This is a genomic window from Brachybacterium subflavum, assembly GCF_009299795.1.
Taxonomy (GTDB): domain Bacteria; phylum Actinomycetota; class Actinomycetes; order Actinomycetales; family Dermabacteraceae; genus Brachybacterium; species Brachybacterium subflavum.
In genome coordinates this window covers 201,449-214,475 of record NZ_VIGP01000005.1, presented here as the reverse complement: position 1 = coordinate 214,475, position 13,027 = coordinate 201,449, and the positions used below count along the sequence as shown (strand labels likewise).

Here is a 13,027-nt window from a genome sequence, read left to right as displayed (position 1 = left end):
CACGGCCGCCCCGGAGCGTCGATGGGGGTTTCCCCCGGGTCCGCTGTGCTCCGGGTCCCGCGCCCCGCATCCTCGGTCCGCGTCAGTCCCCGTCGGCCGGTCCGTACCAGTCGGGGAGCGTGTCGGGCTCGAGCCGGGTCGTGTCCCCGGGCCGCGCGAGCGTCAGCAGGGCCCGCTCCACGTCGTCCTCGCGCTCGAGCAGGTCCTCGACGGCCTGCACCTTCTCGCGCAGCTCGGACTCCTTGACGTCGCCCACCACGTCCACGGACGCGACGACGAACAGCTTGTTCGCGCCGATCCACTCGGTGTGCAGGAAGGTCACGGTCTCGATGTCGGGGTTGTCCTCGAGGATCGTCAGCAGGCGGTTGCGCACCAGCGGGGTCCCGCCCTCGCCGGTGAGCAGGGAGGCGTTGCGGCCGATGAGGATCACGGCGATCACGCCCAGCAGCACGCCGACGAGGATCGAGCCGATCGCGTCCCACACCGCGTTCCCCGTGACCTGGTGCAGGAAGAGCCCGAGGCCCGCGATCACGAGGCCCACGAGCGCCGCGGAGTCCTCCGCGAACACTGCGCGCAGCATCGGGTCCGAGGTCGTGCGCACGTAGCGCAGCGGGCTGATGCGGCGCCGCTTCGCGCCCGCGCGCGTCTGCCGCAGGGCCTGCAGGAACGAGGTGCCCTCGAGCAGGAAGGAGATGCCGAGCACCACGTAGCCCCAGGTGTAGTCGGCGCCCTCGTCGCCGCTCGCGCCGAGCGACTGGATGCCGTGCCAGATCGACACCCCGGCGCCGACGGCGAACAGGCCGATCGCGGCGAACATCGCCCACACGTAGCCCGAGCGCCCGTAGCCCATGGGGTGGCCGGCATCGGCCGGCTTGCGGGCGCGCCGCTCGCCGATCAGCAGGAAGACCTCGTTGCCGGTGTCGGCCCAGGAGTGCGCGGCCTCGGCGAGCATCGAGGCGGATCCCGTGAGGGCCGCGACGATCGACTTCGCGATCGCCACCAGCAGATTCGCCCCGAAGGCGAGGACGACGGTGAAGCCGCTGCCGCCCCCCGGGTCCGACGGGCGGGCCTCCTGCGGGGCTGTGCTCATGCCTCGTCCCTCTCGTGGTCGGCGGTGCTGCGGTCGCTGGCATCCCATTGTGCGCCCGCGGCGGCCTCGTGCAGCACCTCGAGCACGCGCCGCACGGCGGAGCGCTGGGCCGCGTCGGGCCGCATGAGGGCGCTGACGTGCCGCAGCGTCGGGACGTCCTTCACGCTGCGCAGGACGATCCCGCGATCGGTGCGCGTGGTGAACCGCGGCAGGATCGCGAGCAGGTCGCTCCTCGCCACGAGCGCCTCGATGAGGTGGTTGTCGCGCAGGCGCTGGACCACGCGCAGGGGAGTGCCCGCCGCCATCGAGATCGTCTGCAGGACCCGGTCGAAGGGGAAGCCCTCGGGCACGCCAATCCATGCCCAGTCGGCGAGGTCGGCGGCGGTGAGCAGGGTCTTCGACGCCAGCGGGTGGTCGGCGGCCACCGCCACGTCCAGGGGCTCGGAGCCGAGAGGCACGACGCGGCAGCGCTCGCTGCCGGCGGGCGCGGGACCGGTCAGGGAGTGGCCGATGACGATGTCGTGGTCCGCGGTGAGCGCGGCGAAGCGGGTCTCGGCGATGTCGTCGTCGTGCAGGACCAGCTCGATCCCCGAGCCCTCGAGCCGCGCGCGGAGGGTCGGGTACAGGTAGACCGCGGCGCTCGCGAGGGCGAGCACGTCGACCGTGCCGCTCGGCGCTCCCAGCAGGTCGTCCAGGCGGGAGGCGACGCCCGCGATCGCCTCGGCGACCTCGTCGCCGCCGCGCGCGAGCAGCTCCCCGGCCTCGGTGAGGCGCAGCCCCCGGCCCTGCGGGCGCACGAGCTGCACGCCGAGGTCGCGCTGCGCCGCGCGCAGCTGCTGGGAGACGGCCGACGGCGTGCGGTGGGTCGCCGCGGCGACGGCGGTGACGCTGCCGCGCGCGGCGAACTCGCGCAGGAGCTCCAGGTGACGCACGTCCATGCAGCCACGCTACAACGATGGTGCAGAACTCTGCGATTGTGTTGAAGCGAGTGTGGATGCACCGTGGACCCATGCCGCGCCGCCACCGCCTCCTCGCGATCGCCGTCGCCGCGATCTGGGGGATCAACTTCCTCGCGATCGACGCCTCCCTCGCCCAGTTCCCGCCGCTGTTCCTGGTCGCCCTGCGCTTCGCCCTCATCGCGATCCCCACGGTGCTGCTGGTGCGCCCGCCGCAGGTGCCGCTGCGCTGGCTGCTGGGATACGGGCTCGGCTTCGGCGTCGCCCAGTACTCCCTGCTCTACATCGCGATGACCCTGGGCATGCCCGCGGGACTCGCCTCCCTCGTGCTGCAGGCGTCGGCCCCGTTCACGGTGCTGCTCGGGGTGCTGTTCACCCGCGAGTCGCTGGGGCGGCGCGCCGGGATCGGGATCGGCGTGGCCGTGCTGGGGCTGGCCGTCGTCGGCTGGCACCGCGCGGAGAACGCCTCGATCTGGCCGTTCGTGCTCACCCTGCTCGCCGGCCTCGGCTGGGCGATCGGCAACATCTGCACGCGCGAGGCCCGCTCCACGCAGCCCCTGCGCCTCGTGCTCTGGATGTCCGTGATCCCGCCGATCCCGACCCTCCTGCTCTCCCTCGTCATCGAGGGGCCGCAGCGCATCGCCGCCTCGGGCGACGGGCTCCTGACCGGTCGCGGCCTGCTCGCGATCCTGGGCCTGCTGTACACGGTCGTCATCGCGACGCTGCTCGCCTCGGGGATCTGGAGCTGGCTGATGTCCCGCCACCCCGCCGGCTCCGTCGCCCCGTTCTCGATGCTCGTGCCCGTGGTGGGGATGAGCGCGGCCTGGATCGTGCTCTCCCAGGGCGTCGCCCCGCTCGAGCTGGCCGGCGGCGTGCTCGTGGTCGGCGGCGTGCTGCTGGCCTCGTGGGCGCCGCGGCGGCGGGCCGCGCCGGACCAGGATCCTCGGATGCCGAGACCAGAGCCCGAGCCGGAGGAGGCGGGCGTAGCGTCCCGCCCATGAGCGAGCACCCCGGCCACGAGCATCCCGAGCACGAGCACCACTACACCCACGGCTATGAGGACGCGGTGCTCTCCTCCCACCGCAACCGCACCGCGGAGAACTCGGCGGCCCACCTGCTCCCGCACCTGCGCGAGGGCATGCGGCTGCTCGACGTCGGCAGCGGCGCGGGCACCATCACCGCGGACCTCGCGCGGATCGTCGGCCCCGAGAACGTCACCGCGATCGAGGTCTCCGAGGAGTCCGCCCGCATCACGGCCGACGAGCTCGCCCGGCAGGGCCTCGAGGGCGTGGACGTCCGCGCGGCCGACGCCCACCGCCTGCCCCTCGAGGACGCGGCCTTCGACGTCGCCCACACCCACCAGGTGCTCCACCACGTCGCCGATCCGGTGCAGGTGCTCTCCGAGATGCGCCGCGTGACCGCGCCCGGCGGGATCGTCTCCGCCCGCGAGGCCGACTACGGGGCGTTCCGCTGGTATCCGGAGCTGCCGGGGCTCGACCGCTGGCGCGAGCTGTTCATCGAGGCCATGGTCTCCAACGGCGGCACGCCCGACGCCGGCCGCCGTCTGCTGGGCTGGTCCCTCGAGGCCGGCCTCTCCGACGTGGAGCCCGGTGCGGGCACCTGGTGCTACGCGACGCCCGCCGATCGTGCCTTCTGGGCCGGGTCCTCCTCGCAGCGGATCACCGCGGGCGCCGTCGCCCGCCAGCTGCTGGACGAGGGCCGCGCGACGCAGGACGAGCTCGCCGCCATCGGCGCCGACTGGAAGCGCTGGGCCGAGGACCCCGCCGGCTGGTTCGTGCTTCTGCACGGGGAGATCCTCGCGCGGGTGTGAGGGGCGGAGGTGAGGGGGACGTCCCGCCGCGCGCTCAGCCCGCGAGATCCCGGGCGCGCTCGGTGATCTGCGCGGCCGTGCGCACGCTCTCGGCCGCGTATCCGCCGCCGAACAGCACCACGTGCGCGAGCAGAGCGAAGAACAGGTGCGCGGGCAGGTCCTCGCGCCAACCCCTGGGCATCGGATGCGCGGCCTCGTAGCCCGCGAGGATCGCGTCGAGGTGGGGCGCGCCGAACAGCGTGAGCAGCGCGAGGTCCTCGAGCCGGTGGCCCCCGTGCGCGGAGGGGTCGATGAGCGTCCCGCCCGACGAGGTCCACATCAGGTTCCCCGACCACAGGTCGCCGTGCACGCGCGAGGGCGCCTCCCTCCCGGTGCCCGAGACCCCGTCGAAGGCGCCCGCGCCGATCGCCTCGATCGCGCGGGAGACCTCCGCCGTGCCGTCGGCCCCGAGCTGCCGGGATGCGCGCCGCGCGAGCGGCTCCAGACGGTCCTGCACCCAGAAGGTCGCGAAGTCCCCGCGGGCGGTGGTCGGCAGCTCGAACGGCGACTCGAGCGGCCCGAACCACGAGGTGTCCGAGGGGGCGGCGCCGAACCCCTCGGCGCCCGCGTCGTGCAGATGGGCCAGGCGCTCGCCGAAGGTGCGGGCGTCCTCGGGAGAGGGCCGCACGGATTCGAGGCGCTCGAGGCGCAGATGGTCCTCGCCCTCCTCGAGCACCTCGACGACGGGCACCGCGCGCGCCGCGGCGAGCCAGGCGAGGCCCGCCGCCTCGGCGGCGAAGAAGCCCTGCGGGGCACCGGGACGCTGCTTCACGAAATCAGCCATGCCGCCACCGTAGGCACGGCGGCGCGCGGACGTCGAAGGGCTGACGCCGTACGGTGGAGAGCGGGGCAGCAGCCCGCCCCCCGCCGACGTCGGAGAGGACATGCCCATGACCGAGGAGGACTCGCGCAGCCCTCTGCGGCGCGGGGCGATCTCGTCCCTGCCGCCCACCGCCGCCTTCCCCTGGTCCCGGGCCGACGAGGGCATCGAGGAGGTCGCCGAGGCCGAGAGCTCGAGCCAGGTCGATCCGCGCGACGACGCCGATTTCCTGGACAGCGGCACCATCACCCTCGACGCCCCCGCCCGGGACGACGAGGAGTAGGGCCGACCCGACTCCGCCCGGCCCGCAGCCCCGACGATTCCGGCTGAGACCGGGACGCGGGCGCTCCGCGGGTCCATGATCGGCGCCATGAGCTCCTCCACCCCGCCGCCGGCCCCGCGCATGGTCGACCGCAGCGACCGCCGGCGCTGGCTCCAGCTGGTCCTCGGCGTCCTCCTGTTCCTCGTCGCGGAGGCCGCGATGATGGCGCTCGCGCTGATCGTCACCGCCCTCGCGGGCCACGACATCGCCTCCGGGCCCGCACCCTGGGCGCTCCTGCTCGGCGCGGTCGCCGGCTCGGCGATCGGCGTCGGCGGCTTCCTGCTGATCGTCGGTCCCGTCGGCGCCAGCCCGGGCCTGGCCCTGCACGGACGCGGGAAGCTCGCGGAGCTCGCCATCGGCCTCGTCGTCGGCACCGCGCTGATCGCGCTGAGCGTCGCCCTCATCGCGCTGCTCGGCGGCTACCGGGTTACCGGGCTCTCGCCCTCCCCGCAGCTTCTCCTGCCGCTCGCGATCGGCATCGGCGCCGGCTTCCTCGAGGAGATCTTCTTCCGCGGCATCCTGCTGCGGCTCATCGACGCCTGGATGGGCAGCTGGGGTGCGCTCGCGCTCACCTCGATCGTCTTCGGGCTCATCCATCTCACCAATGCGGGCGCGAGCCCGGTCAGCGCACTGGGCCTCGTGATCGAGGCGGGGATCCTGCTGGGCGCCGCCTATCTGCTCACGCGCCGGCTGTGGCTCGCGATCGGCATCCACATCGCCTGGAACACGGTGCAGGCGGGCGTGTTCTCCTCCGACGTCTCCGGCACCGGGCGGCAGAACGGCCTGCTCATCGCCGACATCCACGGGCCGACGTGGCTGACGGGCGGCTCGATGGGCATCGAGGGCTCGCTCGTCACCGTGCTCGTCGGGCTCGCCGCGGGGCTGGTGATGCTGGTCCTCGCGGTGCGGCGCGGGAGGATGCTCGGGCCCGTCGGCCGACGGGAGAGGGACGGGATCAGCGGGTGATCTCGGAGCGCTCCGCCCCTTCAGAACGGGACCCGACCGACTCCGCCGCGACGGTCTCGCGGCGCAGGCCGCGGCCGGCGACGAAGCCGATGAGGGCGATCGCGATGATGAAGACGATCGTGCCGAGCGTGAGCGCCTCGAAGGCCGCGTAGGGCACGCCCATGGCGCTCGAGAAGTCGTAGGGGACGCCCAGCAGGGTCTCCAGGGTCCCCGGGAACACGGAGACCCAGGAGCCGAGCGCGACGAAGGCCGTGGTCACGACGCCCAGCGCCACGAACACGCCGTTCGGGCCGGGCACGCGGAAGGGGCGCGGCTGGTCCGGGAAGCGCAGGCGCAGGCGCACGGCCGCCGGGATCACCAGCAGGTAGCTGAACAGGTAGGTGGTGATCGCGACCGAGAGCACCACGTCGAACAGCGCCGCGCTCGAGCCGGTCAGCTGCATCGCGGCGATCATGAACACCGTCGCGACGGTGCCGGAGAGCAGGTTCACGCGGATCGGCGTGCCCAGGCTCCGGTGGAACGTCCCGAAGAAGCCGCCGAAGAAGGAGCCGTCGGCCGCGGCGATCGCCTGCATGCGGTCGGACATGATCATCCACGCCGCGCCCTGGCCGATGTTCGCGAGCAGGAACAGGGCGACGGCCGCGGTGAGCACGACGGGGGCCGCGGGCCCGTAGACGGAGAACACGGTCGCGACCGCGCGCAGCAGGCCGGAGACGCCGTCGATGTCGGAGTGGGGGATGACCAGCAGGATCGTGAAGACCGGGATCAGGTAGAGCACGCCCGCCATCGCCGAGGAGCGCAGCACGGAGAAGGCGACGTCCTTCTCCGCGTTCTTCATCTCGCCCGAGGCGCTGGACCCGGACTCGAAGCCCAGGAACGCGAACAGCAGCAGCGGCGTGAGGGTGATGAACCCGGTGACGGTGGGGGAGAAGTCGCCGATCGCGAGGTGCTGGATGCCGTGCTCGGCCGCATAGACGGCCGCGGTGAGGATGAACAGGGCGAGGAAGACGATCTTGCAGACCGCGCCCATGGTCGGGATCCACTTCGCGCGCTTGAGGGAGAGGATCGCCGCGAGCACGGTGATCCAGATGAAGGCGGTCTTGAAGGCGTAGTCGGCGGCGGAGCCCTCGGTGAAGTGCACGAGGTGCTCGCGGGCGGCCTCCGCGCACAGGAAGGCCATCGACCCGCCCACCCACACGGGCTGCGTGATCCAGGTGAACGCCGAGGCCACGGCCGCGGCGGGTCGCCCGAAGGCCTGCCGCACCCACAGGTACACGCCGCCCTCGCCCACGAACGCGGAGCCGGTCTCGGCGAAGATCAGCGCGTAGGGGACGAGGAAGACGATGATCAGGAAGACCAGCCAGGTGAAGGTCTCCGGTCCCTGAGAGGACACCGAGCCGAGCATCTCGAGGCCGACGACGGCCGAGACCACGATGAACACGATGTCGAAGCGCCCGAGCGTCCGATGCAGCACCTGGTTCTGCTCCTCGGCGAAGCGCGTGCTGCCGTCGGGGCCGATCTGGGTCATGCCGGGTGCTCTTCTCTGGCGGGGGCGGAGGAGGGGCGCGATGAGTGTCCGGGTGACGGGACACCTTCTCGGCGCCGGGGCGAGCATAGTCTCCGCTGCCCGTCCTGCGCCCCCGCGACCGGGGCGGGGCCGGGGAGCCTCACACGGCGGGTGTCGCGAACCCTCCGTTGGACAGCAGCAGCTGCCCGCGGATCCATCCGCCGCGCGGCGAGACCAGGAAGCGCACGAGGTCCGCGACGGTGCTCGGGTCGCCGAGCGCCCCGCCCGGGGTCTGGGCGGCGCCGGCCTCCCGCACGGCGTCGTCCATCCAGCCGGTGTCGATCGGACCGGGGTTCACGACGTTGGTGCGGATGCCGCGATCGGCGAGCTCGTGCGTGCCGGCGAGGACGAGCCGGTCCAGCGCCCCCTTGGTCGCCCCGTAGGGCAGGTTATGCGCGGTGTGGTCGCTGGTCAGGGCGACGACCGCGCCGCCGGGGGTGTCCGCGCCGACCTCCACCTGCTCGGCGAAGGCCTTCAGCAGCAGCCAGCTCGCGCGCACGTTCACCGCATAGTGGCGGTCGAAGCTCTCCACGGTGGTGTCCAGGATCGCCGAGTCCACCGACTCGCAGTGGCACATGACGAGCACGCCGAGGCGGCCGAGCCCGGCGGCGGCCGCGGCGAGGATCCGCGGCGGCTCGGTGGGATCGGCGAGGTCCCCGGCGACGAGCACGACGCGCCGCCCGAGCCCGCGCAGCTCCTCGGCGAGGACCTCGACATCGGAGGGCTCGGCGTTCACGCGCCGGTCGTAGTCGTCGGAGAAGCTCAGGGCGAGGTCGAAGCCGTCCTCGGCGAGCGCGCGGGCGATCGCGGCGCCGATCCCGCGGCGGCGTCCGACGCCCGTCACCAGCGCGGCTCGGGGCAGGGGGAGGTCCTCGGAGTTCTGGTGGACGCGTGCGGCGGGGGCGGCGGACTCCGAGGTCATGGGCGTGAAGGTCATGGGGCGGACGCTACGGATCGGTGCTCGCCCCGGGCAATGGCTTTTCGGGGTCGACGGGGTCGACGGGGCCGACGGGGCCGACGGGCGGATACCCGGAGCGATGTCCCGGCGCGGACGTGACAGCTGTCAGGGGGAGCGCGGCCCGCCCGCGCCTAGCGTCGAGGACATCGACAGCGAACGCGCCGACGACGGCGCCGACCGAGGAGGATCACGATGCACCGCTACCAGGACAGCTTCGACGCCCCCGCCGAAGGCGCCGGCGAGGCGGACCTGCGCCGCCGCGCGATCGACCGCCTCCACGCCCGCCGCAGCCTGATCATGAGCCTCGCCGTGTACGTCGTGGTCAACGGCATGCTCGTGGTGTTCTGGGCGCGCAACGGCGGCGGCTTCTTCTGGCCCTTCTTCCCGATCGCCTTCTGGGGCATCGGCCTGCTCTGGCAGGTGCTCGGCGTCTTCGGGCGCGGGGTGAGCGAGGACCGGATCCAGGCCGAGATGCACCGCCTCGGCGGCGAGGGGCGCTGACGCGCAGGCTCAGCCGGTGATCGTCCCGGCAGGCGCCGCATAGGGGCTGAAGAACGCGTTGGCGTCCTGCCCGGCGAGGCTCATCAGGATCGTGGGGATCGTGACCCCGTCGATCTGCTCGCGGATGATCTCCGCGTGGCCCGCGTGACGGGCCAGCTCCTCGACCTGATGGACCAGGTAGTAGCGCTGCAGGATCGGCGTGGGCTCGGTGATCCCGAACCAGGGGGCGGGCGCTTCCTGCGAGGGCGCCTCCGGATCGGTCGCGCGCAGCGCGGCGAGGTAGTTCTCGCGCACGGCGTCGAAGACGGGCAGCAGCGCCGCGGCCGACTCGTCCTCGCCGAGCACCGTGCTGTCCGCGAACTTCTCGTACCCCTCCTGGGTGAGGGGATCCAGGCGGGGCCCCGCGGTGAGCCGCCCGCTCGCCCCGCGCATCACATAGATCGCGTGCTTGACCAGTGCGCCCACCGAGAGCGCGCTGCGGCAGGGCGTCGCGTGCGCCTGCTCCTCGGTGAGGCCGTGGAGGCTCGCGCGCAGCGCATCGAGCTGGGAGTCGATGTATCCGACGAGGCCGTCGACCTCGGTGTCCTGGGCGGGTGCGTACATGGTGTGCTCCTGGGTGGGTCGGGGAGTGGGGGAGTGGCGGGTCCGGAGCCGGGTCGCTCCGCGGCCATGCCCACACTCTGCTCGCCGATGCGGACGTCTCCTGTCCGCTGATCCTCGGCCTCGCCCGGTGCGCCGGGCTGCCCCGATACCGTCGGCCCCATGCGCATGATCCCCCTCGCCGACGGCACCGAGCTCGCCACCTGGACCGATGGCGAGGCCGGGGCGCATCCGCCCGTCGTGCTCGTCCACGGTGGGCCGGGCCTCTGGGACGACCTCGGCGACCTCGCCGCCCTGATCTCCGACCAGACGCTCGTGCACCGCTTCGACCAGCGCGGATGCGGGCGCAGCACGCCCCGGCCGGTGCCCGACGGGCAGCTGGCCGTGAAGCGCTCCGTCGCCGACCTCGAGGAGCTGCGCGCCGCGCTCGACGAGCGGCACGGCGGCCATGAGCGCTGGATCGTCGTCGGCCACTCCTTCGGCGCGTCCCTCGCCCTCGCCTATGCGGGCGCGCACCCCGAGCGCGTCGCGGCGCTCGGCGTCCTCAGCGGCACGGGCATCGGGGACTGGCGCACCGGCTTCCGCGCCGAGCGCACCCGCCGGCGCCGGGCCGCCGGGATCACCGAGGGGATCGCCCGGCTCGACGCCCTCGGACAGTCGGGCCGCACCTGGGAGCAGGAGGTCCGCTGGCGCACCCTGCAGTGGGCCACGGACTTCGCCGACACCGCCGACGGGCTCGTGCGCGCCGAGCGCCTCGCCGCCGTCGACCTGACCATCGAGCACAGCGCGAACCAGCTGCTGGCCGCCGACCCGGCGGTGGGCGACGACGCCCTCGTCTCCGACCTCGAGCGGATCGAGGCACCCGTGTGGTTCGTCCACGGGCTGGCCGATCCGCGTCCGGTCGCCAGCGTCGCCGCGCTCGCCGCCCATGCGCGCCGCGGACGCAAGCGCATCATCGAGGGCGCCGGCCACTTCCCCTGGATCGAGCGGCCCGAGCGCACCCGCGAGGTGCTCGAGGAGGTCCTGCGCTCGGCAGGGTGAGCGGGGCGAGGGCGGCGGCGGACAGGGAGTGCTCGGGAGGCGCGGCTAGACTCGATGGGTCCCCGACACCCCTGCCGCCCGAGGAGGCTCCCGCCCAGTGCCGCCGCTGCTCTCGCGCCCGTTGGACGCTCTCATCGCCTCCGATCCGGGTCTGAGCAGACTCCGCATGGGCCTCGCCGGGGCCTGCTGCGTCGCCGCGAACCTCGCCGCCGAGGCCCTCGTGGGCACCGCGCTGGGACTCGACCCCGCGACGCTGCTGCCGACGATGATCCTCGGCGCGGTGATCGCGATGATCGGCTCGAACGCCCTCGCACGCCCGATGGCCCGCGAGAGCCTCCGCGCCGCGCTCTTCTTCCCCGTCGCGATGGGCGTCGGGCTCGTCGTCGGGACCCTCGTGGGCGGCTCCCTGTGGCTCTCGCACCTCATGTTCGTGGCCGTCATGTTCGGGGCCGTGTACGTGCGGCGCTTCGGCCTCGACTTCTTCTTCTACGGCTTCCTGCTGTGGATGGGGTTCTTCTTCTCGCTGTTCCTGCGCCCGACCCCCGGTCAGCTGCCCCACCTCATGCTCGCCGTGGTGGTGGGCACCGCGGTCGTCACCCTGCTGTGCACCACGGTGTTCCGCCCCCACCCCCGCCGCACGCTGCAGCGCATCTTCCGCAGCATGGTCGCGCGCCGCAGCAGGCTTCTGCGGCTGATGGCCTCCCGTCTGCGCGCGCAGACGGAGCGCGAGCGGGAGCGGCTGACCCGCCGCATCTTCGACGAGCGCGCCCTGTTCGACGAGATGGTGCTCATGAGCGACGGCTGGGCGGCGAACGCCCGTGCGCTGCCGGTGGGCTGGAGCGCGGAGACCGTGCGCCGCAGCCTGCTCGAGGGCCAGCTCTCCCTGGACCTCGTGGGCTGGGCGTCCCTGCACCTGACGCAGGCGCCGCCGCGCGTGCGCTCGCTCGCGGCGCGGGCCCTCGTCCACCTGGCCGACGGCGACGCCGAGAGCGCCCGCAGGGTCGCCGCGCTGCTCGCGCGGCTGATGGCGCGAGAAGGCGCCCCCGGACAGGACCCCGCAGCGGACGGGGCGCTGGACTCAGGTCGCCTGCGCCGCGAGGTCCGCTCCCTGGTGCGCGGCATCGACGAGCTCGTGCGACGGCCGGCGGATCCCCATCTGCCTCCGGACCTCGAGCGCAACACCGAGTTCACGCCGGCCGCGGCGCTCACCGGGCTGGGCATGCTGCCGGGGCCGCCGTCGGTCGCCAAGGACGTGCGCGCCCGCGGCGCCCGCTGGAACCCCGTCGTGCGCGCGCAGGCGACCACGCGGCAGGCCGTGCAGGTCGCGATCGCCGGTGCGCTCGCGATCATCGCGGGAACCCTGATCAGCGACTCCCGCTACTACTGGGCGGTGATCGCCGCGTTCGTGGTGTTCACGGGCACCGGCACCCGCATGGACTCCTTCGGCAAGTCCCTGAACCGCGTGATCGGGACCGTGCTGGGCCTGGTGGTGGGCATCGCGCTCGCCGCCCTCACCGCGGGCCACCCGATGATCGAGCTCGCCGTCATCCTGATCAGCGTCTTCTGCGGCTTCTACCTGATCCGCATCTCCTACGCCTACATGATGCTGTTCGTGACGATCCTGGTCGCGCAGCTCTACGGGATCCTCGGCCTGTTCTCCGACGCCCTGCTCCTGCTGCGCCTCGCGGAGACCATCGCGGGCGCGGGCATCGGCGTGCTCGTGGCGCTGCTGTTCGCGCCGGTCAGCACGCGCGACACCGTGGCGCGGGCGGAGCGCGAGGTCGCGGCGTCGGTCGGCGACCTCATGGAGGGCACGGCCCTCGCGCTGCGCGAACCCGGCCCGGGGGCCCAGCACGAGGTCGACGCCCTGCTGCTCGCGACGATCGGCGCCCGCAGGCGGCTCGCGCTCGCGGCCGCGCCGCTGACGCGCTACCACCTCACCGAGCACCGTCCGCGCCGGGTGCGCCGCCGGCTCACCGTGGTGGCGACCTCCGTGAGCATCGCCCGCACCGTGACCAGCCGCGTCATGGCACGGGCCGCGAGCGGGGACCCGGAGGGCCCGGTGGACCCGCGAACGGTCGATCCCCGGGTGGCCGACGCCTGCGACGCCGTCGCCGCCCTCGCCCGCGACGTCGCCGACGAGGAGCGCGTGGCGGAGGCGAGCGCCGCCGTCGGCGCCGCACCCGCGCCCGACGAGGGGCCGCAGGACTCCCGCGCCGCACACGGCTCCCATGCCGCCCCCACCTCCCGGACCTGGGAGGACGAGACGCTCGAGCAGCTGTCGATGCTCGCCCGCTCCCTGCGCGAGATCGGCCACCCGGCCGCGCGCTGACCGA

Annotated in this window: 13 protein-coding genes; 7 read left to right on the top strand and 6 right to left on the bottom strand. The window is 73.7% G+C overall.

What is annotated here, in order from left to right; genetic code table 11:
* Positions 1 to 82: 82 nt before the first annotated feature.
* Together FHG10_RS13275 and FHG10_RS13270 are read right to left on the bottom strand one after the other, a co-directional pair.
* Positions 83 to 1,090 (bottom strand): cation diffusion facilitator family transporter, encoded by a 1,008-nt coding sequence (locus tag FHG10_RS13275; protein ID WP_152353819.1) that lies wholly within the window; start codon positions 1,088 to 1,090, stop codon positions 83 to 85.
* Complete coding sequence (locus FHG10_RS13270; protein ID WP_152353818.1) at positions 1,087 to 2,028, bottom strand: LysR family transcriptional regulator; 942 nt, start codon at positions 2,026 to 2,028, stop codon at positions 1,087 to 1,089. Before FHG10_RS13270 ends, FHG10_RS13275 begins: the two co-directional genes overlap by 4 nt.
* A 71-nt stretch (positions 2,029 to 2,099) precedes the next feature.
* On the opposite strand from FHG10_RS13270, the gene FHG10_RS13265 reads away from it, so the two are divergent.
* Together FHG10_RS13265 and FHG10_RS13260 are read left to right on the top strand one after the other, a co-directional pair.
* A complete protein-coding gene (locus tag FHG10_RS13265) occupies positions 2,100 to 3,047 on the top strand; it encodes an EamA family transporter (protein ID WP_152353817.1) in 948 nt (315 codons plus the stop codon).
* Complete coding sequence (locus tag FHG10_RS13260) at positions 3,044 to 3,877, top strand: methyltransferase domain-containing protein (protein ID WP_152353816.1); 834 nt, start codon at positions 3,044 to 3,046, stop codon at positions 3,875 to 3,877. The genes FHG10_RS13265 and FHG10_RS13260 overlap by 4 nt, the downstream gene beginning before the upstream one ends.
* Before the next feature lie 34 nt (positions 3,878 to 3,911).
* Here the strand turns inward: FHG10_RS13260 and FHG10_RS13255 are convergent, their stop codons facing one another.
* Complete coding sequence (locus FHG10_RS13255) at positions 3,912 to 4,700, bottom strand: fructosamine kinase family protein (RefSeq protein WP_152353815.1); 789 nt, start codon at positions 4,698 to 4,700, stop codon at positions 3,912 to 3,914.
* A gap of 106 nt (positions 4,701 to 4,806) precedes the next feature.
* Between FHG10_RS13255 and FHG10_RS13250 the strand changes: the two genes are divergently transcribed.
* Both FHG10_RS13250 and FHG10_RS13245 read left to right on the top strand, forming a co-directional pair.
* The gene (locus tag FHG10_RS13250) at positions 4,807 to 5,019 is read left to right on the top strand and encodes a hypothetical protein (RefSeq protein WP_152353814.1); all 213 of its coding nucleotides are present in this window, start codon (positions 4,807 to 4,809) and stop codon (positions 5,017 to 5,019) included.
* A gap of 87 nt (positions 5,020 to 5,106) precedes the next feature.
* The gene (locus FHG10_RS13245) at positions 5,107 to 6,024 is read left to right on the top strand and encodes a CPBP family intramembrane glutamic endopeptidase (protein WP_152353813.1); all 918 of its coding nucleotides are present in this window, start codon (positions 5,107 to 5,109) and stop codon (positions 6,022 to 6,024) included.
* Here the strand turns inward: FHG10_RS13245 and FHG10_RS13240 are convergent.
* Together FHG10_RS13240 and FHG10_RS13235 are read right to left on the bottom strand one after the other, a co-directional pair.
* The gene (locus FHG10_RS13240; protein ID WP_152353812.1) at positions 6,014 to 7,552 is read right to left on the bottom strand and encodes an APC family permease; all 1,539 of its coding nucleotides are present in this window, start codon (positions 7,550 to 7,552) and stop codon (positions 6,014 to 6,016) included. The two genes, FHG10_RS13245 and FHG10_RS13240, sit on opposite strands and share 11 nt — an antisense overlap.
* Before the next feature lie 139 nt (positions 7,553 to 7,691).
* Positions 7,692 to 8,513 carry an SDR family oxidoreductase gene (locus tag FHG10_RS13235; RefSeq protein ID WP_193636331.1) on the bottom strand — a complete coding sequence of 274 codons (822 nt, stop codon included), beginning with the start codon at positions 8,511 to 8,513 and terminating at the stop codon, positions 7,692 to 7,694.
* Between the two features lie 228 nt (positions 8,514 to 8,741).
* On the opposite strand from FHG10_RS13235, the gene FHG10_RS13230 reads away from it, so the two are divergent.
* The gene (locus tag FHG10_RS13230; protein ID WP_152353810.1) at positions 8,742 to 9,050 is read left to right on the top strand and encodes a 2TM domain-containing protein; all 309 of its coding nucleotides are present in this window, start codon (positions 8,742 to 8,744) and stop codon (positions 9,048 to 9,050) included.
* Between the two features lie 9 nt (positions 9,051 to 9,059).
* Here the strand turns inward: FHG10_RS13230 and FHG10_RS13225 are convergent, their stop codons facing one another.
* Positions 9,060 to 9,653 (bottom strand): DinB family protein, encoded by a 594-nt coding sequence (locus FHG10_RS13225; protein ID WP_152353809.1) that lies wholly within the window; start codon positions 9,651 to 9,653, stop codon positions 9,060 to 9,062.
* A 159-nt stretch (positions 9,654 to 9,812) separates the two neighbouring features.
* On the opposite strand from FHG10_RS13225, the gene FHG10_RS13220 reads away from it, so the two are divergent.
* Positions 9,813 to 10,691 carry an alpha/beta fold hydrolase gene (locus FHG10_RS13220; RefSeq protein WP_152353808.1) on the top strand — a complete coding sequence of 293 codons (879 nt, stop codon included), beginning with the start codon at positions 9,813 to 9,815 and terminating at the stop codon, positions 10,689 to 10,691.
* A gap of 97 nt (positions 10,692 to 10,788) precedes the next feature.
* Positions 10,789 to 13,023: an FUSC family protein gene (locus tag FHG10_RS13215; protein ID WP_152353807.1), complete on the top strand. Its 2,235-nt coding sequence runs from the start codon at positions 10,789 to 10,791 to the stop codon at positions 13,021 to 13,023.
* Positions 13,024 to 13,027 lie beyond the last annotated feature (4 nt).